This is a genomic window from Nitrobacter sp. NHB1 (assembly GCF_036964665.1).
In the GTDB taxonomy this organism is placed as follows: domain Bacteria; phylum Pseudomonadota; class Alphaproteobacteria; order Rhizobiales; family Xanthobacteraceae; genus Nitrobacter.
The window spans coordinates 270,531-297,261 of the sequence record NZ_JBAMDA010000001.1; the positions used below are offsets into that span (position 1 = coordinate 270,531).

The window sequence follows — 26,731 nt, forward strand, 5'->3', positions numbered from 1 at the left end:
AGGCGCTCGATGACCGGACATCATTCCGCCGGTTCTGGCTTTTCAGGCAATGAGGCGACACCTGAGCGTACCGCCTTCATCCGGTACCGCAGGGCGCTCGTCACGCACGGCCTCGATGTCGCGCTGTTCGATGCGGTGACCGCGCAGCTCGAGGCCCGAGCGGTCACGGTCAAGGTCGGTACGCTGGTCGATGCGACGATCATCGCGTCTGCCAGCGAAGACGATGACGCGGGTCGCTGGGTCAAGCACAAAGGCAAGGCCGCGGTGCACGGCCTCAAAGCGCATGTCGGCGCCGGCGCCGACGCGACCACGGCTCTGGTCGAGAAGATCGCGATCACGCCGGCCAACGTCAACGACGGACGCGCGGGACCGGACGCCTTGCCCGATGATCCAGGCGAGGTATTCGCGGACAGCGCCTATCGGGGGAATCACTTCGGCGATGCGGTTCGGGCCAAAGGAGGGACGCCGCGCGTCGTCGCCACCGGCATGTGCGGCCGGGACGAGGCCGAGACGCTCGCTCGCCTCGCTGCCTGGAACCAGCCGATCCACCGCATCCGCGGTCGCATAGAGAAGATCTTCGGCACCTGAAAACGCTGTTACGGCCTGCGCCAAATGCGATGGCGCGGCCTCGCCAAAGCCGCGGTCCAGGTTCACCTTACCACCATCGCCTACTACCTCAAGCGCACCCTTTCGATCGTCACGGCAACGATATGAGAGCAAACTGAGGGCGGGCTCGCGCCCGCACTGCCCACCTGCCAGAACCGCCGACGATTATCGGTTAAATCAACGCCCTACACCCACTCGCGCACGGGTCTCATAACCCCGCTCCCAGTTTGTCACTCGCGATAACTGCGAGAAAATTAAGCGGCACCGCAGCATTGACCAAGCAAGAACGGAACCACAAACATAATTGCGACGAGTTGATGTCAAGGGCACACCTATGAGCTTCCCGAAGTTTAGGCGACGGTCTGATCCAGCAGAGCCAACAGCGCGGCTGCTTGCCGCGGCCCGATGGCGTTAGCCGGATCGCGACGGCCGTGGCCGTATGGCACACGGTCGCAATTTATTGGCTTGGAACAACCTGCGGTGATCCACGGTGCGAGTGCGCTAACTGACGGTAGCGGTTGCAGCCTTGTCTTCGATCGTGAGCAGGCCGAGGCTATCGATGTCCGGCATAGCGCGTCCAGCGATGCCCTGAAGATCACCGTAGAAACGTGTGCTGGCACTGATGACGCCGTTGAGCTGGGCTTCGCGTTTGGCCCATAACCGCATGGTCGCCCTGCGCTCGCGATCGAGATCGGACTGCATTTCGCAGAACTTTTCGATGATGGCCTCGATGTGTTGCCGGAATTGGGGACCGGTGAGGTACTGATAGACCATCTCCATTTTTGTCCGGCAGCCCTCGACGGCGAGGCGAGTGCCGGCCAGATCAATCAGTGATTGCCGCAGGACCATGGCCAGCGGAATGGCGAAACGGGGTGCGGTCACCCAGATATTGTCGATGAAACCGAAGCTATCTACGCCATGGGGTAACGCGCTTGACACGATCAACGCGATCTCGGCCTTCACCGCACGTTGATCGTCGCGCAATTTGGCGAGCCAGCGGTCACTCCAGGTCCTGGTATGCTTGCACTCCCATAGCATCGTGCCGCAGGCTTGGCCGGCTTTGCCGCGCACGCGATGTAGAATGTCGCCACCTGGCACACCGACCGGTACCGGTTCGATCAGGTCGCCGGGAAAGCGCTGACACAGCAAGGCCTCCATTTCGACCTCGCGCGCTTGGCCTTGCAGTTGCTGCGAACCTTGTTCAGCCTTGCGACGCAGCTGCTCGATCTGGCGCTGCATGCCAGCGATCTGGGTTTCTTTCTCTGCGACCCTGTTCTTGAGGTGGTCTTCGGCTTCGGCTTTCGCGGTGCTGCGTACCTTCGCAAGTGAAGCCTGCACCTTCTCCTCTACCTTCAGATCGAGTTCACGTTTGGCATCGTCGAGCTCGCGTGCTTTGCGCATCACCTCAGCCTGGGTCTTCTGGGCGTCTGCCAGCTTGGACCTGTTCGCGTTCAGGTTGCGCTGCAGTTCGGCCAAGCGTCGATCGCGCTCCGCAAGATCGCCCGCCAACGCGCGGCGAACCTTTTTCTCCTCGGATTTAGCAATCGAGGTCCGCTCGGCGCGCAGTTTCCTGGCGATCTCGGCGTCGATGGCCTTGCGGGTCTTGGCAAGCGCAGCCCGCATCTTGCGCATGCTGGATTCGCGCTTTGAAAACTCCGCATCCTTTCGCGCGAACTGGCGTTCGAACTGCTCGCGGGTCCGGGCAATCAGCGGTGCGACCACGGTGTCGGTCAACCTGATCGGCGTACTGCAGTTTGGGCACACGATCCGGGGATCGCTCATGGCATCGCCCCCGCCGATGTCGGCGGTCCGCTGCAGGGGCGCGGGGAGGTGTGGGCGGGATCGGTCCGCCAAAGGTCTTTCGCCACCTCCAGCGGCGCCAGCTTCAGATTCGCCCACCATGCGGCCTCATTGCCATGGCGATGCAGCTCGTGATGATGGTCTCGGCACAGCGGCACCGTGAACTCGTCGCTGACCTTGCGCCCTAAGGCTTTGGGTTGCGCGAACTTGAGGTGATGGGCGTCGCATGGAGTGCGCTGACAGATCAGGCAAGGCTGCGCTGCGACGAATGCCAGATGCGCCTTGCTGCGCCGGCGCAGCGGTTTGGTGAGCGGGTGGACGGTTTGCCGGCCCGATGCCGGCATGGAAGCCGCATCCAGCAGGCGAGGAGTGTCGTCGGGTTCCCCTGGCGGGGACGGGGCGATCGGGTTGGTGATCGGGCCGGCCATGTCATCGCGGTGGACCCGGAGAAGCACCTCGCAGGCCCCCTCGATCGTGCGCGCGTCGGCGTTCGTCAGCGTGTTCTTGTCTCGCATCCGACGGTGGATCCACGTCGCCAAGCCGTCGCCATCGACGATCTCGGTGATCTCAGCGAGCATCTGGTCGCGCAGCGCGGCCGAGGGGATTGGACCGAGCTGCGGAGGCTGATGCGGGGTGCCGTTACGGGGCTTGCGCGTAACATTTGGGGCTGTAGGAGGCCCAGGCGGTGACGAGGGCTCGGCAGCGAGATCCGGAGCATCGAGGTCGTCTTCGCCGGCAATGCCAACCAATGCGAACAGCGCATAGCGGCGCGCATAAGTGAGCGCGGCGCCCATTCGGTGCGGCGCCGCCAGCTCGGCCACCGCGCAGACCGGCCAGTCGGAGGCAATCCATTCCCCTGAGGCGTGGGCCAGAAGCGTGGTTAGGCGGATTTGATCCCGGTTGATCGCCGTGGTCTGGATGATTGCAATCTCGTGGGCGCCAAGGTGCTTGCGGATGATATCTAGACCGCTGGCCAATGACGCGTAGCGAAAGGTTTTGGTTTCTTCGCGGGGAAACGGTGCCCTGACGGTCGCGGTCAGGGTTTTCTCGGGATTGGCAAGCTCGCCTTGAGCTTTGGCCAAGGCGGCGGCGATCACGCCAATGGTTTCACTGGATCTGTGCATTGGCAGCCTCCAGATCTGCTAACTCGAAACTGATCGCTCCGCTTTTGGATCGTTTTGCGCGGATGCCATGACCTACAGCTTCTTTGGTATCCTCCGGCACGAGCTTCTTGAGGTCGCTCTTGGCGCCCTCATGTTCCTGATGGGCTGTTCTTGTTCGTTGGTAGATTGAAGCCAGTTCGGCCCAGCTGTTGGATGCGCTCATGTCGATCACCCGGACGGCCTCCAAACGTGGTCGAGGGGGTTCAACCCCGAAGAGTCGAGGGGGCTCGCCATTTTGTACGCAGCGCCAGAATTTCTTCTCTGCGGTCAAAAGCAGGTGTTGATAAAGAGGGTCAGCATGGATGGTCATCTCGACCCATTTGCCGCCACCTGTGATGATGGACAGAATGGCTGAGCGCGCGTTGGTAACCCACATATTGTGCTGAAGCTGTGCCATGTGCTTTTCCGCAGCCATTTCCTCGGAAAATATCCACGGCAGCATAAATTTGGCTTCGAATACGGCCCCAGTCTGGTCCACGCGGCCGTCCAAAGTGGCGGCCATCCATTTATGGACCGGATGATGAATTCGCTGCTGGACATCTTTGACGGATTGTCCCGTATTGCGCTCAAACCACCTCCGGTTGAGGTCTTCGGTGACTGTTCCGAGCTGGACGACGAGGTTACCCGATAAGTCTTCAGTTGGTATTTCTCCACGCTTTTCTCGCCAGAGCCGAATCAGTTTATCTTCCATTGACCCCATGATAGTTCGGGCATCGGACCCACCTACAAACGCTCTTCTGCCATTCGTTTCTGAACTTGCCATAAGCAACTCCTATATCATGTGCCATTAGCACATGTGACAAAAGCACAATAATATGCCTGTGACAAGTGCACAAGTTCGAATGGCTAGAGCCGCTTTGGGTTGGACTGTCCGGGATTTGGCGGAAGCTACTGGGCTTCACCGCAACACAATTACCAACATTGAGGTTGGTCGCTACGCAGGAGAGCCCGAGACCCTCAACTTGATCAGACGGGTGCTCTCGCGCGAGGGCGTAGTGTTTATAGAAGAGAATGGTGGCGGCGCAGGAGTAAGGTTGCGCAGACCTACAGCGCAACGGTAAGCCGTCCCCATGCGTCAACCTGACTACAGCGTTTGGTAGGCGGGGGGATACATTCTGATTATCGCTTTATAAGCGAGTTTACAGAGCCGTCCTCACAAACCGGCAAGGCCAGGAACAAAGTAGATGTCCTGACCGGATGCAGCCAACTGCAGTTCAATATATCCCAAGGCTTTTTTTCAGTATCGGGCTCATTTTTGGCGAGCCGCTTTTGTCAAGATAGTAGGTTCGCCCCGGACGAGCGGCACGTTTTGTTGACCGCATTCTTGACATGGCGATCATCCTACGGAGGCCGTTGTCATCAAGAACATGTTCTGGCACGCTACAGGCCGCAAGGTTTAACTCAAGATACAATGCTTCGCGTGCTTCCTTGAGTAGGTCGAAAAGCCAAGGGCTCATGTCGGGAGGGTTTTCATCGAGCGCGCCGTATTCGTGCTCCAAGCGGAGGATCTGCACAGCCGCCCGCTGAATGCGAGCAAAATCGGATCGCCGCTGGCGCCGACCTAACGCCTGGCGCGACACAAACAGCATGCTTTCTGAATCGAGGAAGAGGATCTGCTCAAAAGTTCTTTTGATCGGACATATAAAACGCCAGTCGCGGTCTTGTGGGAGAGGGGTCGGTATTCCGGCGAGAGGAATAATTCGGGGAAGTGTCCCCCAGGTTGGGTGCGCGAGAATAGCAAATCCAGGGGTGATAGTAGTGGCGCGCTTGGGCCACATGATGCGGAGCAAGAATATACCGGTGCGGTATGGGCGACCTTGGATGTGGTTCAGTAACACGACGTTGCCGTCCCGGATGTCAAAATGCCAGTTCTGACTTGATTGGTCGCCGCAGCCTATGGTTGTGTCGATCAGCTGCCAGCTGTCGAGTGCAATCGGGATCTGAGCCATATACGACATCTCGTAGTTGACAGCGGTTCGTCCACTATTAGCAGATGTTCTATGGTAACTCTATGATAACTATGGCTCCGCGAGCTTCAAGATGTTCGGAGCCTTATGTTCGATGGGAGAGGGCTAGCCATGGCCAAAAGAGCTCAGATTGATGATCTCGACGATTGGGTTGGTCGGCCGACGCTTGCCGATCGGGCAAATGCGGACCGGTTTCGACGGCTGAACGATGAGGTTGAGCGCGAAATTGCGCCGGCGAATATTTTTGAGAAACTTGAGGCGCGAGACATCAGCCATAAAGTTGCCGAAGAGCAGCTTTTGAAAGGCATGCAAACGGCGATTGTCAAAAGCGCCCGGGTGCAGTCGCTGGCGATGCTGCTTGGGCCCACCTACGGTCAGAACCTTGATAAGGCGTTCAAGGTTGCGCAGGATTACTTCGGTCGTCCCGAAGAGCGCCAGCGCGCTGCCAAAGATCTAGTACATGGTCTTGGAATATCGATCGAAGATATCGACGCCAATGCGCTGCACTTACGTATGGCTAGTGTTCATGCACTGGACGATATGATTGATCGGAGGGAGAATGGCCGCAATCGAATTATCAAGCGGCATTTGAAAAGAAGGAAGGCGCCGAGTCCTGAAAATCCTACGTCGACAGACAGCAGGGAAAGTCCGCGAATAAGGCAAAGAATTCGTCGCGCCCGGTAGGATTGAGTGCAGCAGGATGGCAAGCCAAAAGCAGATTGCGGCCAATCGGCGCAACGCTATGCGCAGCACTGGGCCTAAAAGTAGGCTTGGGAAATTTCGATCGAGCCGTAATGCGCTGAGGCATGGATTTTCGTTGGGCCTTGCGCTTGATCCAGCCAGCATCAGACGGGTGAATTCCTTGAAAAAGAAATTGCTTGGCGTGAGTGCAAGCAAGGATTTGGAACGAGCCGCTGAGGCGTTCGCCCGGGCCCAGCTTCAGATATCTCGGATCCGCAAGACTCAGTCGGAGGCGCTCGCTGAGTTGGTAAAAGCGTCAGAAGGCGATCCTGCGAATGCAATCCGACGGCTGGGAGCATTAGATCGCTACGAACGATATGCGCTCACTCTGCGCGATCGGGCGCAGTGGGTTTTTGAAAATTGCCAAAACGAAGCCAATTTATTACTTGGTATCAATAACTTATCTCATACGTGAGGTGAGGATTGCGTTACCGTTGATGCCCTCAGCCAGAAGAGCGGCGCAAGGCCGATGTGGGTGATAGAGCGGAGGCGGAATCTTTCCGATCGGTCCAATCGCCCGCGTCCATGCCCGAGCATCAATATTGGTCGACATTCTGTATCGCTGGCGCACCGGCGAGCTCAAAATGATTCCGACCGCCATCGTGTCCAATCATCCGCGCGAGACCTATGCGCATCTCGATTTCGGCGACATCCCGTTTCACCATTTGCCGGTGACGAGGGAAATCAGGCGCGGTCAGGAAACGGCCATCCTCGATCTGGTGGCGGAGACCGGCACCGATCTGGTAGTGCTGGCGCGCTATATGCAGATCCTGTCGAACGAGATGAGCGCAAAGCTCTCGGGCCGTTGCATCAACATTCATCATTCCTTCCTACCGGGGTTCAAGGGCGCGCGGCCATATCATCAGGCCCATGAGCATGGCGTCAAACTGATCGGCGCGACCGCGCATTATGTCACCAGCGATCTCGACGAGAGATCGATCATCGATCAGGACGTCGAGCGCATCAGCCATCGCGATACTCCCGATGCGCTGGTCCGGAAGGGACGCGACATCGAGTGACGGGTGCTGGCAATCCGGCATCACCTGGAAGACCGCGTCATCCCGAACGGCCGCAAAACCGTGGTGTTCATGGATTGAGTCGCGCCGGTCGGCAATCGAGCGCTGCTTTAATGGATCGCGCCCATCGCGTTGTTACTCGATGATTGGGCGGTGGGGTTGTCTGTCTTCGGCGTCTGACGCTCGCGTTCACGCTCCTTCATCATCTCATCGTATTTCGCGGTACCGGGCCGCGGCGGTGCGTCCGCGGGAAGGCCGCCGGCCCAGTGCGGAATCACGTCGCCCATTCCGGCCGCCAGATGCGAATTGATGCTGCCGCATCCGCCCAGGCTGCACACGATCGGCAGGGCGCAAAGCAGGATCGAAATTCGGAGCAGGCGATACGTCATGACTGAATGATTATTATCCCGGTATGGAGATTGCGGGGCAGCGTCGGCCTTTTGGGAGCACATCATCGTCCGTACCGGATCATTGAATGGCTTACCTTCCCAAAAGATTAGCGGCGGCTCGCGCGATGCGATATTCGGTATCTAAACACCTTATGTTCGGCGTGCTGCGCAAGAACGGGGGATTCGTGCTGGTCATGGCGGCTGGATCGATGATCGGGACGTTCATCGGCGGACTCATGCTCGGACTTGTCCCGACATACGTCTTGCTGCCGTTGCTCGCGGCGCTATTGCTGGTATCGGCGGTCAAGATCTGGCGGCACCAATAAACCGACAGGAAGGCTTCTATCTCTCGCGAAATGCGCGGGACATGCTGTCCGCGATCGGCTTCATGATGTACTGAAAGAAAGTCCGTTCGCTGGTCTTGACGAAGACTTCGGCTGGCATCCCGGGCGTCGGATTGAAACCGTGGATTGCCGCGACTTCCGAATTGTGAAGCCTCACGCGAATGACATAGATGTCGCTCGGCCCGAGCTGTTGCGATTTTTTCTCGTCGGCAACAGTATCGGCGGAGAGGTAGATGACATCGCCCGACACCATCGGCGTGACACGCTGGCTGAGTGCCGTCAGCCGAACCATGGCCTCCTGACCGCGTTTGACCGAGTCGATATCCTGCGGTCTCACCCGGGCCTCGATGATCAATGGCTCGTCGAGCGGCAACAACTCCATGATGGGCTTGCCTGGCTCGACCACCCCGCCGCGCGTATGAAATCGCAATTTGACGACGACGCCTTTGACCGGCGCGCGGATCGTGGTTCGGTCGAGAACACCTCTTGCGCTCAGCATCCGCTCGCGGACATCGACCAGTTCGCCGCGCGCTTCGTGCATCTGCTCGACCGCGGTCTTGATGGCGGTCTTCCGCACGCCGTTGATTTGCTCGACCGCCCGAGCGATCCGTTCCTTGGCGTCGCCGATATCGCCCATGATACGGCCGACCTCGCCTTCGAGATTGGCCTGGTTGCGTTGCAGAAGAAGGACATCCGGCTTGCGCACGAGTCCGGCGGCCAGGAGATGTTCCTTGGTCTTGATATCCTCGTCGACGAGCACGATCTGGCGCCGCACGCCGTCGAGTTGAACCTTGGATCCGGTGATACGCTCGTCCAGGGCCTTGATGCTGTCGTTAATTCCGGCAATTTCGCTGTTCATATTGTTGCGTTGCGCGGTGAAGGCAAGAAGCTGGGCGCTGACGATGCTGCGTATCTGCTGATCCTTTGAATCGACCGCCAGTTCAGGCGGAAAGTGAACTTTCGCTTCCTCGCGGACTTGCGCCTGCAGGCGGGCATCGAGGGCTGTGAGGCGCGCGTCGCGAAGGAAGAGCCGTTGCATCTCGGCTTTTGCGGTGGTCCGGTCCAGTTTGACCAGTATCTGGCCGGGTTCGACGGTATCGCCTTCGTGAACCATGATGTCGCTGATCACGCCGCCTTCCAGGTGCTGGATGGTCTTGTTCTGGCCGGTAGCCACAAACACGCCCGACGCCACCACTGCACCCGCGATCGGTGCAGTATTGCCCCAGACTCCAAATCCCATGATCGTCGTCGCAATAATCACGACGCCCGCGATGGTGTGGCCGCGTGTCGAGCGCGGCAGATCAACATGCCAGGGCTGATCGCCTATCATTGTCGTGCTCATGGTCGCCTCTCCAGGCTCAAGTCCGTCCCCGCGATCAGGCGTCGAGCATCGGCGGTCCCGAAGCGCTGGGTTGTTTGTGGCCCGTCACCAGCGGAATCACCTCGGCGCGCGTTCCGAACGCTTGCACCGAGCCGTTTTGCAGAATCATGATCTTGTCCACGCTCTGCAGTAGCGCTGGTCGTTGCGTGATGGTGACGACCGTCATTCGCTTCTCCTTGGCGCGTATCAGCGCCTTGGCGAGTGCGCGTTCGCCGTTCGCATCAAGGTTCGCGTTCGGCTCATCAAGCACGATCAATCGTGGATTGCCGTAGAAGGCGCGCGCAAGGCCGATCCGTTGCCGCTGCCCGCCCGACAAAGGGCTGCCATCCATGCCGATCACGGTTTCGTAGCCGAGTGCGAGCTCCGAAATCATTTCATGCACGTCGGCGGTTTCAGCGGCATCGAAGATGTCCTCGTCGACGGCATCGGAGCGCATCCGCGCAATGTTCGCCTTGATCGACGCTGGAAACAGTTGAACCTCCTGTGGCAGATAGCCGACGCTTTCGCCGAACTGGCGCGGGTCCCAATTGCGCAGGTCCATCATGTCCAGTCGGACATTTCCGGCGGTCGGAATGATCGAGCCGACCAGCATTCGCGCCAGCATGGTCTTTCCGGTGCCGGACGGCCCGACGATCGCGAGGGACTCGCCTGGCTCTAGGTGGAAGCTGATGCCATTGAGAATCACCTTCTTGTTCGGCGGGGGAACGTAGAGGATGCGTTCGACGCTGAGGCGGCCCTCCGGACGCGGCAATCGCAACCGTTCGAGATTGAGCGGCGAACTCTGGAGCAGGGTCTTGATGCGGCTATAGGCCGAACGGGCCTGCACGAAATGCCGCCATCCCTCGATCGTGCCTTCGAGGGGCGCCAAAGCGCGGCTGGCGACGATCGATGCCGCGATGATCATGCCTCCCGTCAACTCGCTTTCCAGCGCGAGGTAGGCGCCCCATCCGAGTATGGTGATCTGGGTGCCCAGACGCAGGAACTTGGAAATGCCGGTCATGATGATGTTGAGGTCGTGGCCGGCGACCTGAGCCTTGAGCGATTCGACCGTCTCCTGGCCCCAAACCTGGACCCCTTCCGGAATCATGCCCATCGCGTTGATAACCTGGGCGTTGCGCGCCATCGCCTCCGCCTGCAGGTTGGCGCGGGTTCCGAATGCATTCGCCCGCGTGAAGGGTATCGCGGTCACGCGCTGGTTGATGAGCGCGACCCCGACCAGCGACACGCTCGATACAAGGACGATCAGTCCGAGTTGCGGGTTGATCAGGAACACAACAGCCAGATAAGCGGGCGTCACCGGAGCATCGAACATCGTCAGCAGGACCGGGCCGGTAATGAATGCGCGCAAATGCTGCAGGTCGGCGAGGGTCTGAAATTCGCGGCTTGAGCCGTTTTGTGCCGCTTTCGCAGCAGCACTCAGCACCGGGCCGCCCAGGCGAGCCTCAGTCTCGACGGCAACTCTCATCAGGATAAAGCGGCGCAGCATGTCCATCAGGACATGGGCTCCGATAGCCAGAATGACGATCGACGACAGCATAATCAGCGTATCGACGCTTCGGCTGGTCAGCACACGGTCCGACATGTTGAAAAGGTAGATGGGGATGGAAAGAACAAGAAGATTTACGACAAGCGAAAAAATGCCAACGGTGACCAGGTTGCGTCGTGCGGCGGCCAGTCCCTTGCCGAGAACGTCCCGAAATTCGTTGTCGCCGGAACGCTTGTGCAATTGCGGATTGCCGCCACCGCCGCCGCCATTGAGATTTCCCTTGCCGTTAAGATTATGCCCGCTCGCTGCTGCCAGAGGAGTTTTGGCTCCATTGCGCGTCGGCGGGATAGTCGCTGGCGTTGTTTCCGTTCGTGCATCGAGCGTTTCAGCCGGCCTCTCAAACGGGTTTCGCCAAAGCTTCTGCGCCAGTTCTCTGACCTGCGCTATGAGCGCGTCCTTCGAGTAGCGATCGCCTGACTCCGCCGGCAGGTTGGGGATGGCTTGATTGTCGCTCAGACTCATTGCCGCTCTCCTCAACCGACAAGTTTCGATTCCTGGTCCATTTAGTGGAGTACACCGGCCATGGGATCGTCGTGCGGAAGCGCCGTGATTGCGTGATGCTGCGGATCTGAATTGTTGGACGCGTCGTCCTGTCCGACAAAGGCGATCACTTCGGGGACGAGCGCCTGGGGATTCGTCTGAGCGACGTGATCCGACTCCTGATTCACGAGATTGGCCTGGATCAGGATGGAATCGCCGTAGACCTGTCCGTTGACATGGGTGTCGGTGTTTGCAACGTCGACGATAGCGGCGTCGTTGCTGAGAACGTTGCCGCCCGTGGCGACGTTTTGAGTCGCCAAGCTGTCGCCGTAGTAGCCGGCCGTGACAGCCGATGGAGACCCCTGGAGTTGAATCGCCACGTTCGCGTCTGAGACGATGTTTGTCTGCCAGATCGCGTTCACGTCATAGTAGTTGCCGGTGACATAAAGGATATGGAAGGTGCCACCGTTGCCGGCGATCAATTGCCCGAACGACGGGTCGAGTTCTGTTGCCCCGCCCGAGATATTGTGGATGAGGTTGTCGAGATCTGAATTCCACGGCAGGGCTTTGTCGCCGCCGTAGTTCTCGATCGTTGCGGTGTTGGTGAGCTGATTGCCACCGGTCGATACGGTCTGGCTCGGAGACGTGCCGTCTCCGGTCATCAGGACGGTATCGTTGTTGTAGAGAATGTTGTTCTGGAAGACCACGTTCATGCCGTGGTAGCTGCCGCCGACGACGATCAGGTCGTAGTTGAAATTCCCGTCATTGATCAGCACGTAATTGCCGAGTTCGTTCTGGCCCGCGTGGACCTCATAGTGCGTGCTCGTGCTGCTCTGCATCGTCACGTCGTTGTCGGAGAGATAGTTGCTCTGCACCAGCGCACGAACGTTGAAGTAGTCGCCATGCACAACATCGACGGACCAGTTCGGGCCGGCGAAATAGCTCGGCATTGTCTCGTAGACACCGGGATGCTGGACGAAGTCCGCGATGTTGGTGGACTGGTCGCCGCCGGTCGTGATGCTGGCTCCGAATCCTCCGACCGTGATGTGATCGTTGTCCATGTACGAATTGGTCTGGAAGATCGCATTGGTCTTGAAGTAGTCGCCCATCACAAGCATCGTTCGCGCCGAATCCGTGAGATCGACGATGTAGGCGCCGTTGCTGGCCGTGTTGCCGCCATCGAGCGCCCACTGTCCCAGACCGTGGCCGAGGTCAGGTACCGGTATCGGTGCAGGAGCGGGAAGCTGATCGGGCGGAGTCGGCGCGGGGTTTTGCAATTCGCCGTTCAGATAATATCCGGGCGTGACCGAGTGCGGGTCGGCCGTGCCGTCGCGATCGGCCCAGGCCTGATCGTGCGCGGCAACGAAAGCTGGAAGTGCATCGGTATGTTGCGGTGCGTACCAGTCGGCTGGAATTGCCGCGTCGGCGCCGGCGGCCATCTGGGCAATGGCGTGGTCGGCTTGTGTCTCCAGCGCAATCAGAAGATTGGTGTCGTGAGTTCCGACCAGTGCATCGTCATTGTACATATTGTTGAACTGATGCGTCTGGATTTCACTCTGTTCGCCGCCTTCCTGATAGACAACCCTGATGACATCGCCGCCGCCACCGCCGCCAGTACCCGGATTGATCGGTGTCAGAACGCCTTGCGCGAGGGATGGACCAAACCGGTCGAGATGGAATTCCGATGCTGGATGGAGATGCGAAAGCGGCAGGTGGTGATTCGGGTCATCAATCGCCTGGGCGTCCTGCATAGCGACAGGACGGCTATCGATATCATCATCGGTCGGCGTGAACGTGAATTGAGGCCGATGGGTCGTGTAGTCCTGCGTATCGGAGCGATAGTCGCCTTCGTCAAGTGCGATGCGGTCGCGGGCTATGTCGTCGAAGATTCGAAGATATCCTGCGAAATGCCAGATGATCTCGGTTATACCGCCGGGCATCATGGGAGCCTCCTGCCTTCAGGCACGCAAAACGTCCCCATTCCGCGAGCGCCCATCGCAGTCTCAGAATTTCGGAGCGGTATTCGTTAGTCGGGAAAAAACCTGCGCGGCGATTGCCGCGCAGGCCCGAAAGGCAGGTTAGCCGGTGTGATGATCGTCGGTGAAGCCGTCGTGGCCCGCCGTGATCGTCTGGCTGTTGAACTGGATGTTGGCGCCCAGGGTGATGGTCTGGTTGAACGCCGACTGGGTTACCGCTGCGTCGGCGTTGACGCCGCTGCTGGCGTGATCGAGGTTGCCCATTCCGCCGCTCATGGTGACCGCGCCACCATGGACATCATGGGCATCCATGGAGAACGCACTGCCCGGATCGCAATAGTCGCTCGGGCTTCCGTTGAACGACACCGAGGGATCCGAGACGTCATTGTGCTGTATTAGATTGTTGACCTGGTCGATATTGAACTGATTCCCGCCGCCGTTCAGCGTCTGGTAGACAACGTCCGGCATGACCAGTGAGTCAGTGGTGCTCAGCCCGTGAAGGTCGATGACGGGGTGGCTGAGGCTGTTGGCGTCGAGGTTGAGGTCGACGTTGACGCACACGTTGACATGGTTGTCGACGGTGTTCTGGATGCTATTGTCCAGATGATTGGTGTCGCTGTTGCTCAGCGAATTGCTGAGGCTGTTGGAATCGCTGTTGCTGTTGCTATTATCGTTGCTGTTACTGTTGTCGTTTCCGTTGCTGTTCCAGTTGTCGTTTCCGTTTCCATTCCAGTTGCCATTGCCGTTGCCGTTCAGATTGCCGTTGCCGTTCAGGTTATCGCTGGTTGAATAAAGCGACTGAGCGGCTGTCTGGGTCTGATCCTGACCTTGGCCCTGGCCCTGTCCTTGACCCTGAAGCTGGCCTTGCAGATTGGCCTGACCCTGAATCTGGCCCTGAAGATTGGCTTGCGCCTGGCCCTGGTTCTGCGTGGGATCGTTGTCGTGCTTGTCGTGTTTGTCGCCGTAACCCATGGTAGGCTCCTGTTGGAAGGAGCATCGTCGCGACGAAAGCGCGCCAATCTTCTACGTCAGCGGCCTTGTCGAGGTCCGATGCGGTTGATACGCCGGTTCTGCCGGCAGCGAGATCAGCACAGGGGCCAATTTCGCACCACAAGGCTCTACCAGCGGCAACAATACGGCTAGCTGCCCTTAGGGAGATCAGCGGCCACCTTGAGGAGAAGCGTTATCAGCCGAAAGGCGTAGTCACTTACGGCTTCGGCTCACGGGTGGGCGTAGCGATCGGCTTGCGATCCGTCGCCGCGGCTATCGCAAATGCGCTTCGAGCCGCGGCAGGAAATCCCAGATTTCCCGGTTGATCCGAGCCATTTCGCGCACCGCTTCCGACATCTCATGGATGCGCGCATCGTCCAGCGGCTTGGTTTCACCGAATCGAAGGGCGCTGCGAGTTTGGACCAGGCGCATGGATTGCGTATGCGAGATCTCACCGCCGCTATCGACGGTATACATGCAGTGATTGAATTCGTTGCGGATGTGCGTGCCGTCGTTAAAGCGCTCGATCAGGCGATCGAGTTCCTTGCTGAGCGCCTTGTCCTTGATCTTGGTTCGCGCCAGCCGCTGGATGAGGTCGAGCCTTGCCCGGGTGGTATTCAAGGTCGCAAACACAATAGCAGCCGAAACCTGATCGACCTTCAGAAGCAGCATCAGGACGTAGATGAACAGGCTTTCGTTGTTGGACCAGTTGAAGACCAGATTCCCGATCAGCGCCAGGATCGTCGTCCGGCGATCCGCCGATTCCGGCGCCGCGGCCTCGATCGCGGCGAAGTCGGGCTTCGGAGGGAGATTGCTGGCGGTCATGGTCGCGCATCGCAAGCTTGGGCAGGCTCAATGCCTGCAACGTTAAGGGCGCCGAAAGCGTTAGCCGATGACGGCGGCGGACCGACAAGCGCTCTGTCCAGCGGCGCCATCGTCTCGTAGGATAGGGAAGAAGACAAGTCTCCCGGAGCGGAGGAGGCGAAAATGCTGCGCTGGGCAGTTGCAATGGCGGAGGTCAGGCGAGGGCGTCGAGCGGCGGTGGCGACGATCGGTCCGCTGGTTGAGCGAAGTCGTGCGTCCCTGAACGGCATTCCCGATATCGCGTGGCGCGATCCTTACCTCGTCGGATTCATGCTGACGCTCATTACCATTGTCGCCAGAATCGAAAGCCGCGCCTTGCAGGATCATGATCTGAGTCTTGTTCAGTCACAGACCTGGCGAGCGATAACGGGCATGGATGCTGATTTGATCGGGGAGGACGCTCTCACTCTCAGCAAGTCTCATCCGCGGGAGTTTCAGCATGGCTGCCACAGCGCGACGATGGTTGCCTCGCGTCTGTGTGGCGCAGCAGCCGTCGCCTCGATCGGATACGAGCCTTGGCAGGACGCGGTTGCGGGACAGAATTCGTTCGTGGATGATGGCCGCAACATGAGCGCGGCATCGAGCCCGGTTACAGGCAACTGGGGCGACGCTTTCGACGCCTACATTGCGGGGCTTCCGTTAGCGAGGCTGTCGTAAAAATTTCAATGGAACCCGAATTCGTGAACAATATTGATATAGTCCAACAGCTAGAAATCGATTAGATTTGCTGGCGTCGGGCGAGGGACAGCCTGGAAGATGTGTTTAATGATGGTTGCGGAGGTGAGCTGACGACGGAGGGATTTGCACGGGTAGGGTGGACCGGCCCGTCCGTTACAGCGTTCGAAACGGGTTGAGTTAGGGGTACCCAATGAGCGCGAACCGACGATCTAGTTCTGACAGTGTCTATTTGCCTGACCATTTCATTTCAGGCGTCGCCCGGGCGGATCAAACAGCGCACGCGACGCCCAATCCGACCCAGATAATTTACCCGCGTCCTTCTCTTGATCTTCGGCCGCCGTTGAATGTCGGGAGTGCGTCATGCGGGGCGTCCCCGCCACAACAACCCCGACATAATCGGGCGCACCTGCAAAACGCTGTCGCGGGGGCGGTTGATGCGGAGCCGCCTTGGCAGGCTCGCCCAAGACCTCCCGCAGCCGAACTCTCTTCAGTCTCCATGCCGCGCGCCGCAGACTTCGACCATGACGGCTGCAACGCACAACGCTTCAACGGAACCGACGATTCATTCAGCGATGCGACAAAGACCGCAAGAAACGCAATTATCATTATAGATGAGCGAGCACTTGTTCGCGATTGCCTCGTGTATTGTTTGCAAGCCAAGTATGTCAGTCATGCGGTTTTCGCGTTCGCGACTTTGTCGGAGTGGATGAAAGTTGAGAATGATTTTCCTGTCCCATCGGTCATCCTTCTCTGTGTTCAGACCCGCCAAAAGAATGCGTTAAGCGATTCCGATGACGTCGAGAGCCTCGCGCGCGTCGCTGTGAGCGCGCCTCTGATCATCGTCTCCGATGTCGAGGATGGTTCACGGATCATGCGCGCCATCGAGAGCGGTGCGCGGGGTTATATTCCAACTAGCATGACGCTCGGTATCGCCGTCGAAGCCGTGCGGCTGGTCGAGGCGGGGGGCACGTTCGTGCCGATCAGTGTGATGTCGTCGTTCCAGAATCGCGGCAATGGCGAAAGCCAGCTATTCACCGCGCGACAGATCATGGTTGTCGAAGCACTCTGCCGCGGCAGGGCGAACAAGCAGATCGCCTATGAACTCGGCATGTGTGAAAGCACCGTGAAGGTCCATATCCGTCATATCATGCGCAAGCTGAAGGCCCGGAACCGGACCGAGGTCGCGATGATGGTAAGCAGCCTGTTTGACAAATTAGTGGATCAAAAGTTCGTGTCGAACACGTGAGGATGGGTCAGTTAAGTCGAACGCCACAATGCGTCATGACGCTATCGACAAGCTTTTGATCGATTTGGCGTCGTGAGCCGTTAAGGTCTGTGGTTCTATTCGAATTCGGCCCCGCCAATGACCAGCTCGGCGCCGCTGCCGTTTCCTGTGCTTGGCTCAATACGAATGGTAACTTGCGACGGCATCTTGCAGGGATCCGGCACAGCAAAACCGAAACGCTGCGGATTGGCGTTTTTTCCCGCAGTGAAAGACTGCTGCGGGAATATGCCGAACCGCCCGATCTCCCGCTGCTCCGTTCCGCAGGGGATCAACACGACAGCTTCGACAGGCCCGCTCGGAGAGGGCCTGAAACCGGTGACCGTAATGACAATTCGCGCGGACGCGTTCTGCGACAGATCGCGGGACGCGGTGATTGCGACCCGCGCCGGGGCGTTGACACTCGCACGCACGTCATTGTTTTCCGCTGCCGCCATCTCGACGGCCGATAGCACCGCCACGGCGAGGAAAACGGTTCGAATCGCGCAACCTATCGTTCGCTTCTTCGGCACCGTCTTCCCTCGCGCCGTATGCTACCCCGAAACGATGATGACCTCAACGCGCTGCGGCATGGCGCTACCGGCCTTGCCGTTTCCGGTCTCGTTGCCCACGACGACCTGTAGCCCGATCGCACTCGGGATCGTTGCGGCCGAACCATAGACGCGCTGGAGTGCATCGGTGAGATCGAGGACGAAGGACGGAAGCTCGTGGCCCTCATGCGCGCCATGACCGCCTTCGCCGTGATCGAGGACGGCGAAGCTCCCGACGTAGCGGGGGTCCGAAGTCGAGGCATCGGCCGGAACAGGTTCGTCGCCCAGATAAATGCGGATCGTCGTCGTGCTCGGATCGGTGATGGCGACATTACGAAGAATGGCCAGTGCGTGACTTCCGCGCGCCGACGCTTCGCGGGCCGCGGGGAAGTCCATCGTTTCGAACCCTGAGCCGACCGGTACGCTGCGCACGACGCCCTGCAAGGCAGCCTGCGGTACGTCGATCTTGAGCGCCAACGCCGCATCCGGCGTCGCACGCTTGGTATTTTCAACCACGGCGGTCGCGACCTTGTCGGTCTTGATGTTGGCGGCCGTCGGCGCTGCGAGGATGGCGTTGAGCGAGCGCTCCAAAGTCATCGTCCGGGCGGCGCTGGCGATCGCTGCCGTTGGTGCCTTGAACCCGTAGCTGTAACCGAGCGTATCGGGAACGAAGAGGTCCGACACTTTCGGCGACCAGAACGATCCGTCCGGATTGAGGAAATTTTCCTTGAACGGCATGTTCGTCCATAGCGGATCGGTGCTGTTCGCGTGTTTGAGATTCCACAGCGCCCATATCCGGTCGATATTGCCGTGATGCATAAAGAATATCGGATCGCGCGGCGATGCGGGCGACGGCATCCAGCCACCGATGTTGTTGTGAACCTGGTTGTGCGGCGACGCTTCGAGTGTGCCTTGCACGCCGCCCCCGCCGGTAATCCAATGGGGATCAAGCGAATTCTGTCCAGCGGGCCGGCTGGTTCCGAAGATCTCGTAGGGCGACGCGTTGAGAATGGTTTTGAGCACCGAAGGCCCGACGATGTTCGCCGGCATCGGCTTGGTCGCTGGCCAGGTCCGTTTTTTCCCGTCCTCGTTCACGCAGAGCCAGTTGGTCTTTCCGTCCGGAGTCCTCTCCGGCAGGAACACTTCGGGCATTGTCGGGTTCGCCGTCCAGTCCCAGTAGGGCATGGCGAAGTCGTCGTTCTTCGTCAGATGCCGGACGATGCGTTCGTACATCGCCGTGAACGCGCGATGCCACGGCAGGAAGTACCAGTCGCCATGCGGGCAGTAGCGAAACCCGGTGTTGATGTTGCCGTGAAAATTCGCGAGTTGTACCCAGTTAAAGTTATCGCTGGCTGCCTTCTGCTTCATGATGCCGACCGCATCGCGATAGGTCGCGACGATCGGGTCGTTCCAGGCAAGCCCCTGCAGCGAACGCCGGACCGGAGGCGTCTTGGACGCCGCGAGCGCTCGCACCGCTGACATGTTCGCAGCGATGAGCCCGGCGCCGATCGCGCCGCCCTGCAAGAGAACCGTCCGTCGTGTCGTTGTCATGTCGTCACCCCCGTTGCGGCTTGAAAGCCGGTGTCAGACGTCCACTCGCGGCAGATTGATGATTGGAGTTTGCGGATCGCGATGCCAGTCGCACTTCGACGCTACGGAATGCCAACCCATTCGCGCGCATCTCGTCGAGCAAGCCCGCCAGTTGTTTGATTGCGAAAAAATGAAGACGTCGCATCCCAGCCAGCAACAGCCGATCGCTGCATAAAGTTAGCGTCCGCCCACAAATGCAGTCAACGATTTGGGAGACTACCTACTCGACACACCTTGGCTTGCTGCCGGTTTGATAAACGCTGAGTTAAGCTGATCCAGCGAACTCAACGGGACTGACGTGGCCGATCGTCGCGTGCCTGCGTGTCGTGTTTTAGAATCGCTCGATGAAGTCGAACACGTCGGCTCTGGCCGCGTCACGCGATCGATGGACCTTCCGGCGTCCCGGTCCATCTTCGGCGACGAGAAAGAGTTTCCCATCGCGTTGTCCTGTGGCGCACACCAAAGGCTGTGATCCAGAACTATTCCAGCCTTTGTGTTGTGATGCGTTTTCTTGACGCGAACCGGTACCCATCCTCGGGTCAAGCCCAAGGACATGCGTCGCTCGAAAACGCTATAGCCGAACAGCGAGTGGACGGGATTCGGGCGTCGTCTGCCGGAACAAGCCACGACATTGCCCAAAAGCGGCGAGCATTTGGGCAACGCACGTGCGGCGTGTTTCGTTGAGGCCGATTGTGAAAGGTCTCGCCCGGATTTGCCGAACAAAACCGATGGCCTTGCCTGAGCGTTCAAAGCGAGGGCTATCGGGCTCAACGGACGGTGAGGAATCTACAGTTGCTCTGCGACCTGACCCAGTAACTTTTTAGCTTCGGCCCGCGCCAGCTTTTCATAATGAAAGAAGGGAGCCTTGTCGCTCTTTTCCAAAAGAACCTCGAGCTGGATCGACCGCCTCGTATCCGTATCGGTATCGACTACCTCGACTAACAGCCTGCCCCATAGCTTCCCGAAAGGGGCGTGATCGTCCAACGCAAACTTCGTGTCGTCTACCTTGATCGGCATCCCGGTCCTCATTTTGATTTGAAGGCTCAGATAGTAGGCCTTGACTGGCTCTCCGAATAGCTCGGTACCATGCTGTGATGCAACTGGCGAATCCGGGTTGCGAGGATAGCCCGGATGTGCAATGGGCAGGGCAGTGCGTCCGGGCGCCGTTTTGTGGCCGCACCACCGCGATCCGGGACCTCAGGTCGCCGTCGTCGTGAGCGGATGGCTTGATCGCCGGCTGCCCCATATCCAGATCGGATGTAACCTGTAGCGGCCGGTGATACCCAAGGACAAGCCAGTGTCCCGAATCCGAAGTGCGCCTCGCTGCGCTATCCTGGATAGAGCCTCAGGACGATACCAAGAGCGAATAGGAGAAGGACGGATATGACAGCTTCGACGGAACGCGCGGTCCTTGCCGGGGGCTGCTTCTGGGGTATGCAGGCTCTGTTGCGCCGGCATCCCGGCGTGATCTCGACCCGTGTCGGCTACACTGGCGGCGAGTTGCCGAACGCGACCTATCTCAATCACGGCGATCATGCCGAGGCCATCGAGGTCAGCTTCGACCCGCAAGCGATCAGCTATCGGCAACTGCTGGAATTCTTTTTCCAGATCCATGATCCAAGCACGCAGGACAGTCAGGGTTACGATCAAGGCGTAAGCTACCGTTCCGCGATCTTCTACACCGGCGACGAGCAGAAGCGGATCGCGGAAGAGACCATCGCCGATGTCGATGCCTCCGGTCTTTGGCCGGGCTGGGTTGTCACCGAGCTTGCGCCGGCCGGACCGTTCTGGGAGGCCGAGCCCGAGCATCAGGATTATCTGGAGCATCATCCCAACGGCTATACCTGCCACTTCATACGGCCGCAGTGGAAGCTGCCGTCCAGGCAGGAGGCCGGTGAAGCCAAGGCCAGCGAAGCCAGTTGAGGGTGGTGGAAATCTCCGGTTTGCCCGCCCCGGTTGAGACCCTTGCGGGCAATGTGACGCAGACATGACGGTCCGCCGGTTGACGGTCCCGTCGGGATTCGCCATGTTTATCCGATGCTGATACCGAAACTTGATCTCACCGGGCTGAAGTGCCCGATGCCGGCGCTCAAGACTCGCAAGGCGTTGAAATCGCTGACGCCTGGCGATCGGCTTGAGGTGCATTGCACCGACCCGCTCTCGGTGATCGATATTCCGAATTTGGTCCGGGAGACCGGCGATTCCGTGGAAATCACCGAACGCGCGGAGAGGCGGATCGTTTTCCTGATCAAAAAAGCGGGAGCGCCGCTGCCGCTGGAGGACCGCTTCTCGTTTCGATCCTGGTGCCCATACATCAAGTGACCTGCCCGCAACGGCGGCCGTTGGGCCGATAAACGGCGGACGACGAGGCGGTTCAACTCGCCACGAACAGGGGAAAGCTTCTATTCGCGCAAGTCGTTTCCGCGCACCCGGCGGATCATCTGTTCGACGTGCGGGATCGGCGTTTCCGGTTGAATGCCGTGGCCGAGATTGAAGATCAGCCGGCCTCCGGCAAAATTCGTCAGCACGTCATCGACCGCGCGGTCGAGCGCGGGTCCGCCTGCGATCAGCGCCAGCGGATCGAGATTGCCCTGAACGGCGACGCGGCTCTGGACCTTCTCTCGGATCAATGACGGCTCGGCGGCCCAGTCGATGCTGACGGCGTCGACGCCGGTCGCCTCGATATAGGACGGCAGCAGCGCACCGGCGCCACGGGGAAAGCCGATGATTTTTGCGTCCGGCGCGACCTTGCGGACGCCTTCCACGATTCTGCGCGTGGGTTCGATCGACCACCGCGCGAATTCGCGCGGTGGCAGCACGCCCGCCCAGGTATCGAAAATCTGCAGCACATCCGCGCCGGCCTTGAGCTGGCCGAGCAGATAGCGGACGGAATTTTCCACCAGCACGTCGATGATTTTCGCAAACGCCTCGGGGTGGCGGTAGGCCATCATCCGCGCCGGCGCCTGATCGGGCGTGCCGCGTCCGGCGACCATGTAGGTCGCGACGGTCCATGGCGCCCCACAGAAACCGATCAGTGCTGTTTTTGAATCGAGTTCGCGCTTGACGCGGCGCAGCGCCTCGAACACCGGCTCAAGCTTCGTCATGTCGGCTTCGCGCGCCAGCGTAGCCGCGTTGTCCGGCGTATCCAGCGGATCGAGCCTCGGGCCTTCACCGACCTCGAAACGCACCGAGCGCCCGAGTGCGTAGGGAATGACAAGGATGTCGGAGAAGATGATGGCAGCGTCGAAGGCGAAGCGGCGGATCGGCTGCAACGTCACCTCGGCGGCGAATTCCGGCGTGAAGCAGAGGTCGAGAAAGCCGCCGGCTTTCGCGCGCAGCTCGCGATATTCCGGCAGATAGCGTCCCGCCTGTCGCATCATCCAGATCGGCGGCACGGCCTGGCGGCGGCCCGAGAGCACCTCAAGAAATGGCTTGATGGTCGAATCCTGTGCCAAGGCGAATTCCGTGAATGGGTTGTGTGTCCGGGTGGTCTGATACACGACCGGCAGGGTCTTGGCCACGGCGTCCGCAGCGTTTGTGGGCGTTCCGCTGCGAACGGCCGTGGGATCGCGCATTGAGGAGGAATGCGCGGGTCTTCAGGCGCGGGATCCGGTGCTTGTGCCTGCACTCACGCCTGACCATCGCCCGGTGACGTCGCTTACGCCGCGTCGACCAGCACCACTTCGGAAATCCTGCGGAACCTGCCGGTCCCATCTTGTTGCCAGAAACGAACCTTTCTGCCGCCGTAATGGTTTGAGGAGGTGTCGGCGTGTGAAGCATTCGCAAAAGGTGACACATGCGCAGGCACGGAGTTGTCCTGTTTTCCACGATTCTGGCCGGCGGCATCGCGGCCGCCGCGCACGCGGAAGAATATCGCGGCACGTTCGCTCAACGGCTCGCCTGCACGCCCGATGTGCTCAGGCTGTGCGGCAGCGCCGTTCCCGACGTCGCCCGTATCGTTGCATGCTTGCGTCAGAACGAGATGCAGCTCAGCGCGTCATGCAAGGCGGTATTCGAGTCCAACGCCGAAGCAACACCGGGCGACATCGCGGCGAAACCTCTGGCGCCCGGGGCAGGTCCCGGTGCGGTCAATCCGCCTGCTCGCTAGACTCTATAGTGTTTTCGAGCGAAGTGGGTACCGGTTCGCGTAAAGAAAACGCGTCAATTCAAAATGATGGAGCCGCTTCTGATTCCATCAGAAGCGGCTCTATGCAACGGGAACGAAGGCCGGGCGTTGACGGCTGTTGCGTGCGAATTTCCGGGTGGTCATCGGCTTGCCGAACAGAAAGCCCTGGATGAAATCGACACCGATGCCGTGCATGGCGAGAAAATCGTCGCGGGTCTCGACGCCTTCAGCCACCGTCTTGACGCCGTGGCTCTTGGCCAGATCGACGATCTGGCGGCAGACGGAGCGCTTGAGTCGCGCGGACGAGCTGCCGTCAACGAATTTGCGATCGAGCTTGATCTCGGCGAATGGAAATTCGGTCAGCGCGGCCAGCGCCGGCCATTCGGTGCCGACGTCGTCGATCGAAAAGCCGATGTTGTGGAATCGCAGTCGCTGCGCGGCTTCGACCGCGAGCGGCAGATTCTGCACGACTTCGCCGCCGCCGACCTCCACGGTCAAGCCGTCGAAGGCGGGGTGATCCGGGAACTGCAAACGCAGATCGTCGACGGCATTGGAGTCTGTGAAGAAGGCAAGGGGCAGATTGATGGAAATATGGATGCCGCCGGACTTGGCGACGAGATAGCGCCAGTCCTCGAAGACCCGGCCGATGACGAAGAGCGACAGGGCGCGGAAATGCGGATCGCCCTTGTCGGGAAGAAAATAGGCTGGTGGAACGATGCCCCAGTTCGGGTGACGCAGCCGGATCAGCGCTTCGGCGCCGCTCAGCGCGAGGCTGCGCGCATCGATCTTGGGCTGATACCAGAGTTCGAGCCAGCCAGCGCCGAGCGCCTCCGCCACATCGACCGGCGGCGGGGGCGGCCCGGCCGGCACCAGGGCGGCGACGCGGGCGTGCAGATCCCTGTCGCTGAAAGGGGTCGGCAGCATGGGCAGCAAGTCAAGCGCCAGCTTCTCGCCGAGCTCCCCTGCCGCCCTGACGGCGGGCGCATCCGGCGGCCCGATCAGCAGCACCATGGCGGCGCAGGCCCGGACCGCAAGCAGGCTCAGGATGTCCGGAACCGACAGACCGTTCATCGAGAAGCTGATGACGACGAGGTCGGGGAAGTCGGAACGCAACGAGGCATCGAGGTCGTCCAGCGTCGCGCAGGCGTGCGGAATGAACCCCTGTTCCTCAAGCGTTTCGCTGAGCAGGGACCGCACGTGATGCTTGCTCTCGACGATGCAGGCGCGGGGCTTGATCCTTCGCTTGCCGAAGGGTGTTTCCGCAATCTTGTCGTCTTGGCGGGCTTTTTGAATCATACCGGTTCCTCATTGGCGAGCGCCAAAGAGAGACTGCCAGCGTATGGCCGCATAAGGGTTCTCGCCGGCTATGCACCGGAGAATGTCCGCGCATCGTTAACCTTGATAAAGCGATTCAAGATTGAATTGAGAGGAACCTGCCGCGCGGGGTCAAGTGTCAGGCGGCACGCGCCGGGCCGAGGTCGATGCCAGCGCGAGTCACGTTCGCAGGAAAGCCACTGCTGCGATCACCAGCGCGGCGATTGCCACCGCGGCCAAAATCAATTGCCGAAGCCGCTGCTGTTTCGTTTCGTGCCGGTCGTGAAACGCCAGCCAGTCCCGGACGAATTCCGGCGGGATGTCGTATACGACCGTATGCCTTCTCCGGTGTGTTTCATGATCGGCGAACATGGCCCTGACAGTGGACACGCCCAGCCGTTCCAGCTCGCAGTGCCACTGCCAGGCGTGTTCGCCGTTAGTCCATTTGTTTTCGAAGGGAAGCCGGTGCGATTTCATACGGACCTCCAGCATGTGTCCGTCGCCGCGTGGCTCTCGCCGTGCCCTGATCTTCGCTGCGAGCCATTGGCGCGCGCTTGAAGATGTTACTGCACAGAACCCTTTTCGTCCAATCCATCTTCGCGCCAGTGCGGCAAGGGTCGTGGCATCGCGACCTTTCAGGCGGCGAGCGCCTGCGGGCGTCGCGAACGCGGAAGATTTCCGCATCGGAACAGGCCGTTATCGGCCTGTGCGGATTGACATCGCCGGGCTCCATGGCTTAGAAACCGCGCGTCCCGGGCGGCTTGGCCGCGAGCCGGGAAGATCATGTTTTGCTGTTTTCGGCCTGTCGCATACGGCCTTTGGAAAATCAGGAACGTTCCCATGAAGGTCCGTAACTCGCTGAAATCGCTGCGCTCGCGCCATCGCGACAACCGTCTGGTCCGTCGCAAGGGCCGGGTCTATGTGATCAACAAGACCCAGCGCCGTTTCAAGGCTCGTCAGGGCTGATTCACGCGCATCGCGCCAACAGCCGCCCGCACTCAGTCATCACAGCTCTATGACGCGCCTGCGCTTTGCGGCGCGTTTCGTTGTGTTTCGAGCCTTTTCGTTTCTGATGGATCAGAAGCGGTGCTCTATGATTTTGATTTGACGCGCTTCTTCACGCAAACCGGTACCCACTTCGCTCGAAAACGCTATAGTATGACGCTTGAGACGCTTGCCTGATTGTCTGGACCTCGCGAATGCCACAGAGATTCCCCGCGGTCGGGTGGTTTTGCCTCGCAATTCTGTTCGCCGTCGCTGGAGCCTTGATGCCTGCGGTCGCCTCCGCCCAGGCTCCGCCGCGCAGCGGCCCGCAGATCGCCCCGCTTGAGACCACTGAACCCAAGGATCTGCCGCAGCCGCCTTCGAAGCTGCCTGGAATCCCCAAGGACCGGGTCCACGGACTCGATTTCCTTTTCGGCGCCCTCAAGGTCGCGCCGGACGAGGAGAGCGCCAAGCATGTCGAAGCGCGGATCCTGGCGCTGTGGAGCCAGACTTCGAGCGACACGACGGTGCTTTTGATGCAGCGGGCAAAGGTCGCGATGGAGGCCCAACAGCCCGACATTGCACTCAAACTGCTCGACGCGGTTTTGAAGTTGCATCCCGACTACATCGAGGGATGGAGCCGGCGCGCGACCCTGTACTACATGCAGAACGACTACCAGCGTTCGCTTGAGGACATCGAGCAGGTGTTGATCCGCGAGCCACGCCATTTCGGAGCGCTCGCGGGTCTCGGCATGATCATGCAGGAGCTTGGTGACGACAGGCGCGCGCTCGATGCCTTCCGTAAGGCGCTCGCCATCGATCCCCATCTCGCGAACGTGCGGGAACTGGTCAAGACGCTGACCGAAAAGGTCGAGGGACGCGATATCTGATATTTGCGAATTCGCAGAGGAGGCCCGCGACGGCAGCGTGGTTTTGGCTTCGTGTCAGCGCGCCGCGGCGCTGA

The 26,731-nt window shown here is 59.9% G+C and carries 27 protein-coding genes and 2 pseudogenes; 13 read left to right on the top strand and 16 right to left on the bottom strand.

Features of this window, described 5'->3' with window-relative positions; genetic code table 11:
- Positions 1 to 9 precede the first annotated feature (9 nt).
- Entirely contained in the window at positions 10 to 588 is a 579-nt protein-coding gene (locus tag V4R08_RS01300; RefSeq protein WP_335577678.1) for a transposase, read from the top strand.
- 519 nt (positions 589 to 1,107) lie between these two features.
- Here V4R08_RS01300 and V4R08_RS01305 read toward each other — a convergent pair.
- Genes V4R08_RS01305 through V4R08_RS01315 form a run of 3 tightly spaced genes read right to left on the bottom strand, consistent with a single transcriptional unit; the run spans position 1,108 to position 4,332 of the window.
- Positions 1,108 to 2,388: a DUF2130 domain-containing protein gene (locus V4R08_RS01305; protein ID WP_335577679.1), complete on the bottom strand. Its 1,281-nt coding sequence runs from the start codon at positions 2,386 to 2,388 to the stop codon at positions 1,108 to 1,110.
- Positions 2,385 to 3,530 carry an ERF family protein gene (locus V4R08_RS01310; RefSeq protein WP_442935610.1) on the bottom strand — a complete coding sequence of 382 codons (1,146 nt, stop codon included), beginning with the start codon at positions 3,528 to 3,530 and terminating at the stop codon, positions 2,385 to 2,387. Before V4R08_RS01310 ends, V4R08_RS01305 begins: the two co-directional genes overlap by 4 nt.
- Complete coding sequence (locus V4R08_RS01315) at positions 3,514 to 4,332, bottom strand: YqaJ viral recombinase family nuclease (RefSeq protein ID WP_335577681.1); 819 nt, start codon at positions 4,330 to 4,332, stop codon at positions 3,514 to 3,516. The genes V4R08_RS01310 and V4R08_RS01315 overlap by 17 nt, the downstream gene beginning before the upstream one ends.
- Before the next feature lie 79 nt (positions 4,333 to 4,411).
- Between V4R08_RS01315 and V4R08_RS01320 the strand changes: the two genes are divergently transcribed.
- Positions 4,412 to 4,630, top strand: coding sequence for a helix-turn-helix transcriptional regulator (locus V4R08_RS01320; protein ID WP_335577682.1), 219 nt, complete (start codon positions 4,412 to 4,414; stop codon positions 4,628 to 4,630).
- 153 nt (positions 4,631 to 4,783) lie between these two features.
- Here the strand turns inward: V4R08_RS01320 and V4R08_RS01325 are convergent, their stop codons facing one another.
- Positions 4,784 to 5,518, bottom strand: coding sequence for a hypothetical protein (locus V4R08_RS01325; RefSeq protein WP_335577683.1), 735 nt, complete (start codon positions 5,516 to 5,518; stop codon positions 4,784 to 4,786).
- A gap of 129 nt (positions 5,519 to 5,647) precedes the next feature.
- On the opposite strand from V4R08_RS01325, the gene V4R08_RS01330 reads away from it, so the two are divergent.
- From V4R08_RS01330 to V4R08_RS01340, 3 genes and pseudogenes are all read left to right on the top strand, one after another.
- The gene (locus tag V4R08_RS01330) at positions 5,648 to 6,220 is read left to right on the top strand and encodes a hypothetical protein (RefSeq protein ID WP_335577684.1); all 573 of its coding nucleotides are present in this window, start codon (positions 5,648 to 5,650) and stop codon (positions 6,218 to 6,220) included.
- 178 nt (positions 6,221 to 6,398) lie between these two features.
- Positions 6,399 to 6,692 carry a hypothetical protein gene (locus V4R08_RS01335; protein WP_335577685.1) on the top strand — a complete coding sequence of 98 codons (294 nt, stop codon included), beginning with the start codon at positions 6,399 to 6,401 and terminating at the stop codon, positions 6,690 to 6,692.
- A gap of 127 nt (positions 6,693 to 6,819) precedes the next feature.
- A pseudogene (locus V4R08_RS01340) lies at positions 6,820 to 7,374 on the top strand (formyltetrahydrofolate deformylase); the annotation flags it as partial.
- Positions 7,375 to 7,403: 29 nt separating this feature from the next.
- Here V4R08_RS01340 and V4R08_RS01345 read toward each other — a convergent pair.
- Positions 7,404 to 7,682, bottom strand: a complete 279-nt coding sequence (locus V4R08_RS01345; RefSeq protein ID WP_335577686.1) for a hypothetical protein — start codon at positions 7,680 to 7,682, stop codon at positions 7,404 to 7,406.
- Between the two features lie 155 nt (positions 7,683 to 7,837).
- On the opposite strand from V4R08_RS01345, the pseudogene V4R08_RS01350 reads away from it, so the two are divergent.
- Positions 7,838 to 8,008, top strand: a pseudogene (locus V4R08_RS01350) (sulfite exporter TauE/SafE family protein); the annotation flags it as partial.
- Between the two features lie 16 nt (positions 8,009 to 8,024).
- Here V4R08_RS01350 and V4R08_RS01355 read toward each other — a convergent pair.
- The 5 genes from V4R08_RS01355 to V4R08_RS01375 all read right to left on the bottom strand — a co-directional run bounded on the left by V4R08_RS01355 (position 8,025) and on the right by V4R08_RS01375 (position 15,224).
- A complete protein-coding gene (locus V4R08_RS01355) occupies positions 8,025 to 9,368 on the bottom strand; it encodes an HlyD family type I secretion periplasmic adaptor subunit (protein WP_335577687.1) in 1,344 nt (447 codons plus the stop codon).
- A 34-nt stretch (positions 9,369 to 9,402) separates the two neighbouring features.
- A complete protein-coding gene (locus V4R08_RS01360; protein WP_335577688.1) occupies positions 9,403 to 11,415 on the bottom strand; it encodes a type I secretion system permease/ATPase in 2,013 nt (670 codons plus the stop codon).
- 41 nt (positions 11,416 to 11,456) lie between these two features.
- Complete coding sequence (locus V4R08_RS01365) at positions 11,457 to 13,376, bottom strand: autotransporter outer membrane beta-barrel domain-containing protein (protein WP_335577689.1); 1,920 nt, start codon at positions 13,374 to 13,376, stop codon at positions 11,457 to 11,459.
- A gap of 135 nt (positions 13,377 to 13,511) precedes the next feature.
- Positions 13,512 to 14,381 (bottom strand): hypothetical protein, encoded by an 870-nt coding sequence (locus V4R08_RS01370; protein WP_335577690.1) that lies wholly within the window; start codon positions 14,379 to 14,381, stop codon positions 13,512 to 13,514.
- A 291-nt stretch (positions 14,382 to 14,672) separates the two neighbouring features.
- Positions 14,673 to 15,224, bottom strand: coding sequence for a hypothetical protein (locus tag V4R08_RS01375; RefSeq protein WP_335577691.1), 552 nt, complete (start codon positions 15,222 to 15,224; stop codon positions 14,673 to 14,675).
- Positions 15,225 to 15,386: 162 nt separating this feature from the next.
- On the opposite strand from V4R08_RS01375, the gene V4R08_RS01380 reads away from it, so the two are divergent.
- Both V4R08_RS01380 and V4R08_RS01385 read left to right on the top strand, forming a co-directional pair.
- On the top strand, positions 15,387 to 15,920 hold the full coding sequence (locus V4R08_RS01380) for a hypothetical protein (protein WP_335577692.1): 534 nt from the start codon (positions 15,387 to 15,389) through the stop codon (positions 15,918 to 15,920).
- A gap of 517 nt (positions 15,921 to 16,437) precedes the next feature.
- The gene (locus V4R08_RS01385; RefSeq protein ID WP_335577693.1) at positions 16,438 to 17,187 is read left to right on the top strand and encodes a LuxR C-terminal-related transcriptional regulator; all 750 of its coding nucleotides are present in this window, start codon (positions 16,438 to 16,440) and stop codon (positions 17,185 to 17,187) included.
- Positions 17,188 to 17,282: 95 nt separating this feature from the next.
- Here the strand turns inward: V4R08_RS01385 and V4R08_RS01390 are convergent, their stop codons facing one another.
- The 3 genes from V4R08_RS01390 to V4R08_RS01405 all read right to left on the bottom strand — a co-directional run bounded on the left by V4R08_RS01390 (position 17,283) and on the right by V4R08_RS01405 (position 20,360).
- Entirely contained in the window at positions 17,283 to 17,660 is a 378-nt protein-coding gene (locus V4R08_RS01390; RefSeq protein ID WP_335577694.1) for a hypothetical protein, read from the bottom strand.
- Positions 17,661 to 17,756: 96 nt separating this feature from the next.
- Positions 17,757 to 19,304, bottom strand: coding sequence for a tyrosinase family protein (locus V4R08_RS01395; RefSeq protein WP_335577695.1), 1,548 nt, complete (start codon positions 19,302 to 19,304; stop codon positions 17,757 to 17,759).
- An 825-nt stretch (positions 19,305 to 20,129) separates the two neighbouring features.
- Entirely contained in the window at positions 20,130 to 20,360 is a 231-nt protein-coding gene (locus V4R08_RS01405) for a hypothetical protein (RefSeq protein ID WP_335577696.1), read from the bottom strand.
- Between the two features lie 366 nt (positions 20,361 to 20,726).
- On the opposite strand from V4R08_RS01405, the gene msrA reads away from it, so the two are divergent.
- Entirely contained in the window at positions 20,727 to 21,266 is a 540-nt protein-coding gene (gene msrA / locus V4R08_RS01410) for a peptide-methionine (S)-S-oxide reductase MsrA (RefSeq protein WP_335577697.1), read from the top strand.
- Between the two features lie 114 nt (positions 21,267 to 21,380).
- On the top strand, positions 21,381 to 21,665 hold the full coding sequence (locus V4R08_RS01415; RefSeq protein WP_335577698.1) for a sulfurtransferase TusA family protein: 285 nt from the start codon (positions 21,381 to 21,383) through the stop codon (positions 21,663 to 21,665).
- A gap of 80 nt (positions 21,666 to 21,745) precedes the next feature.
- Here the strand turns inward: V4R08_RS01415 and hemE are convergent, their stop codons facing one another.
- A complete protein-coding gene (hemE, locus tag V4R08_RS01420; RefSeq protein ID WP_335580142.1) occupies positions 21,746 to 22,798 on the bottom strand; it encodes a uroporphyrinogen decarboxylase in 1,053 nt (350 codons plus the stop codon).
- Between the two features lie 341 nt (positions 22,799 to 23,139).
- Between hemE and V4R08_RS01425 the strand changes: the two genes are divergently transcribed.
- Complete coding sequence (locus V4R08_RS01425) at positions 23,140 to 23,451, top strand: hypothetical protein (RefSeq protein ID WP_335577699.1); 312 nt, start codon at positions 23,140 to 23,142, stop codon at positions 23,449 to 23,451.
- Positions 23,452 to 23,550: 99 nt separating this feature from the next.
- Here the strand turns inward: V4R08_RS01425 and V4R08_RS01430 are convergent, their stop codons facing one another.
- Together V4R08_RS01430 and V4R08_RS01435 are read right to left on the bottom strand one after the other, a co-directional pair.
- The gene (locus tag V4R08_RS01430) at positions 23,551 to 24,765 is read right to left on the bottom strand and encodes an EAL domain-containing response regulator (RefSeq protein ID WP_335577700.1); all 1,215 of its coding nucleotides are present in this window, start codon (positions 24,763 to 24,765) and stop codon (positions 23,551 to 23,553) included.
- A gap of 198 nt (positions 24,766 to 24,963) precedes the next feature.
- Positions 24,964 to 25,260, bottom strand: coding sequence for a hypothetical protein (locus tag V4R08_RS01435; protein WP_335577701.1), 297 nt, complete (start codon positions 25,258 to 25,260; stop codon positions 24,964 to 24,966).
- Between the two features lie 363 nt (positions 25,261 to 25,623).
- Here V4R08_RS01435 and ykgO point away from each other — a divergent pair, with 363 nt between their 5' ends.
- Together ykgO and V4R08_RS01445 are read left to right on the top strand one after the other, a co-directional pair.
- On the top strand, positions 25,624 to 25,749 hold the full coding sequence (ykgO, locus tag V4R08_RS01440) for a type B 50S ribosomal protein L36 (RefSeq protein WP_011314284.1): 126 nt from the start codon (positions 25,624 to 25,626) through the stop codon (positions 25,747 to 25,749).
- 233 nt (positions 25,750 to 25,982) lie between these two features.
- The gene (locus V4R08_RS01445; protein WP_335577702.1) at positions 25,983 to 26,657 is read left to right on the top strand and encodes a tetratricopeptide repeat protein; all 675 of its coding nucleotides are present in this window, start codon (positions 25,983 to 25,985) and stop codon (positions 26,655 to 26,657) included.
- The last annotated feature ends 74 nt before the right edge of the window (positions 26,658 to 26,731 follow it).

Bases quoted from the DNA above. Each gene is read 5' to 3' on its own strand.
- V4R08_RS01380 (WP_335577692.1), top strand. From the start codon at position 15,387: ATGCTGCGCTGGGCAGTTGCAATGGCGGAGGTCAGGCGAGGGCGTCGA.
- V4R08_RS01375 (WP_335577691.1), bottom strand. From the start codon at position 15,224: ATGACCGCCAGCAATCTCCCTCCGAAGCCCGACTTCGCCGCGATCGAG.
- V4R08_RS01430 (WP_335577700.1), bottom strand. From the start codon at position 24,765: ATGATTCAAAAAGCCCGCCAAGACGACAAGATTGCGGAAACACCCTTC.
- V4R08_RS01365 (WP_335577689.1), bottom strand. From the start codon at position 13,376: ATGATGCCCGGCGGTATAACCGAGATCATCTGGCATTTCGCAGGATAT.
- V4R08_RS01360 (WP_335577688.1), bottom strand. From the start codon at position 11,415: ATGAGTCTGAGCGACAATCAAGCCATCCCCAACCTGCCGGCGGAGTCA.
- V4R08_RS01435 (WP_335577701.1), bottom strand. From the start codon at position 25,260: ATGAAATCGCACCGGCTTCCCTTCGAAAACAAATGGACTAACGGCGAA.
- V4R08_RS01395 (WP_335577695.1), bottom strand. From the start codon at position 19,304: ATGACAACGACACGACGGACGGTTCTCTTGCAGGGCGGCGCGATCGGC.
- V4R08_RS01330 (WP_335577684.1), top strand. From the start codon at position 5,648: ATGGCCAAAAGAGCTCAGATTGATGATCTCGACGATTGGGTTGGTCGG.
- V4R08_RS01310 (WP_442935610.1), bottom strand. From the start codon at position 3,530: ATGCACAGATCCAGTGAAACCATTGGCGTGATCGCCGCCGCCTTGGCC.
- V4R08_RS01355 (WP_335577687.1), bottom strand. From the start codon at position 9,368: ATGAGCACGACAATGATAGGCGATCAGCCCTGGCATGTTGATCTGCCG.
- V4R08_RS01445 (WP_335577702.1), top strand. From the start codon at position 25,983: ATGCCACAGAGATTCCCCGCGGTCGGGTGGTTTTGCCTCGCAATTCTG.
- V4R08_RS01345 (WP_335577686.1), bottom strand. From the start codon at position 7,682: ATGACGTATCGCCTGCTCCGAATTTCGATCCTGCTTTGCGCCCTGCCG.
- V4R08_RS01300 (WP_335577678.1), top strand. From the start codon at position 10: ATGACCGGACATCATTCCGCCGGTTCTGGCTTTTCAGGCAATGAGGCG.
- ykgO (WP_011314284.1), top strand. From the start codon at position 25,624: ATGAAGGTCCGTAACTCGCTGAAATCGCTGCGCTCGCGCCATCGCGAC.
- V4R08_RS01405 (WP_335577696.1), bottom strand. From the start codon at position 20,360: ATGCCGATCAAGGTAGACGACACGAAGTTTGCGTTGGACGATCACGCC.
- V4R08_RS01415 (WP_335577698.1), top strand. From the start codon at position 21,381: ATGCTGATACCGAAACTTGATCTCACCGGGCTGAAGTGCCCGATGCCG.
- V4R08_RS01385 (WP_335577693.1), top strand. From the start codon at position 16,438: ATGCCGCGCGCCGCAGACTTCGACCATGACGGCTGCAACGCACAACGC.
- V4R08_RS01370 (WP_335577690.1), bottom strand. From the start codon at position 14,381: ATGGGTTACGGCGACAAACACGACAAGCACGACAACGATCCCACGCAG.
- V4R08_RS01305 (WP_335577679.1), bottom strand. From the start codon at position 2,388: ATGAGCGATCCCCGGATCGTGTGCCCAAACTGCAGTACGCCGATCAGG.
- V4R08_RS01325 (WP_335577683.1), bottom strand. From the start codon at position 5,518: ATGGCTCAGATCCCGATTGCACTCGACAGCTGGCAGCTGATCGACACA.
- msrA (WP_335577697.1), top strand. From the start codon at position 20,727: ATGACAGCTTCGACGGAACGCGCGGTCCTTGCCGGGGGCTGCTTCTGG.
- V4R08_RS01425 (WP_335577699.1), top strand. From the start codon at position 23,140: ATGCGCAGGCACGGAGTTGTCCTGTTTTCCACGATTCTGGCCGGCGGC.
- V4R08_RS01320 (WP_335577682.1), top strand. From the start codon at position 4,412: ATGGCTAGAGCCGCTTTGGGTTGGACTGTCCGGGATTTGGCGGAAGCT.
- V4R08_RS01390 (WP_335577694.1), bottom strand. From the start codon at position 17,660: ATGGCGGCAGCGGAAAACAATGACGTGCGTGCGAGTGTCAACGCCCCG.
- V4R08_RS01315 (WP_335577681.1), bottom strand. From the start codon at position 4,332: ATGGCAAGTTCAGAAACGAATGGCAGAAGAGCGTTTGTAGGTGGGTCC.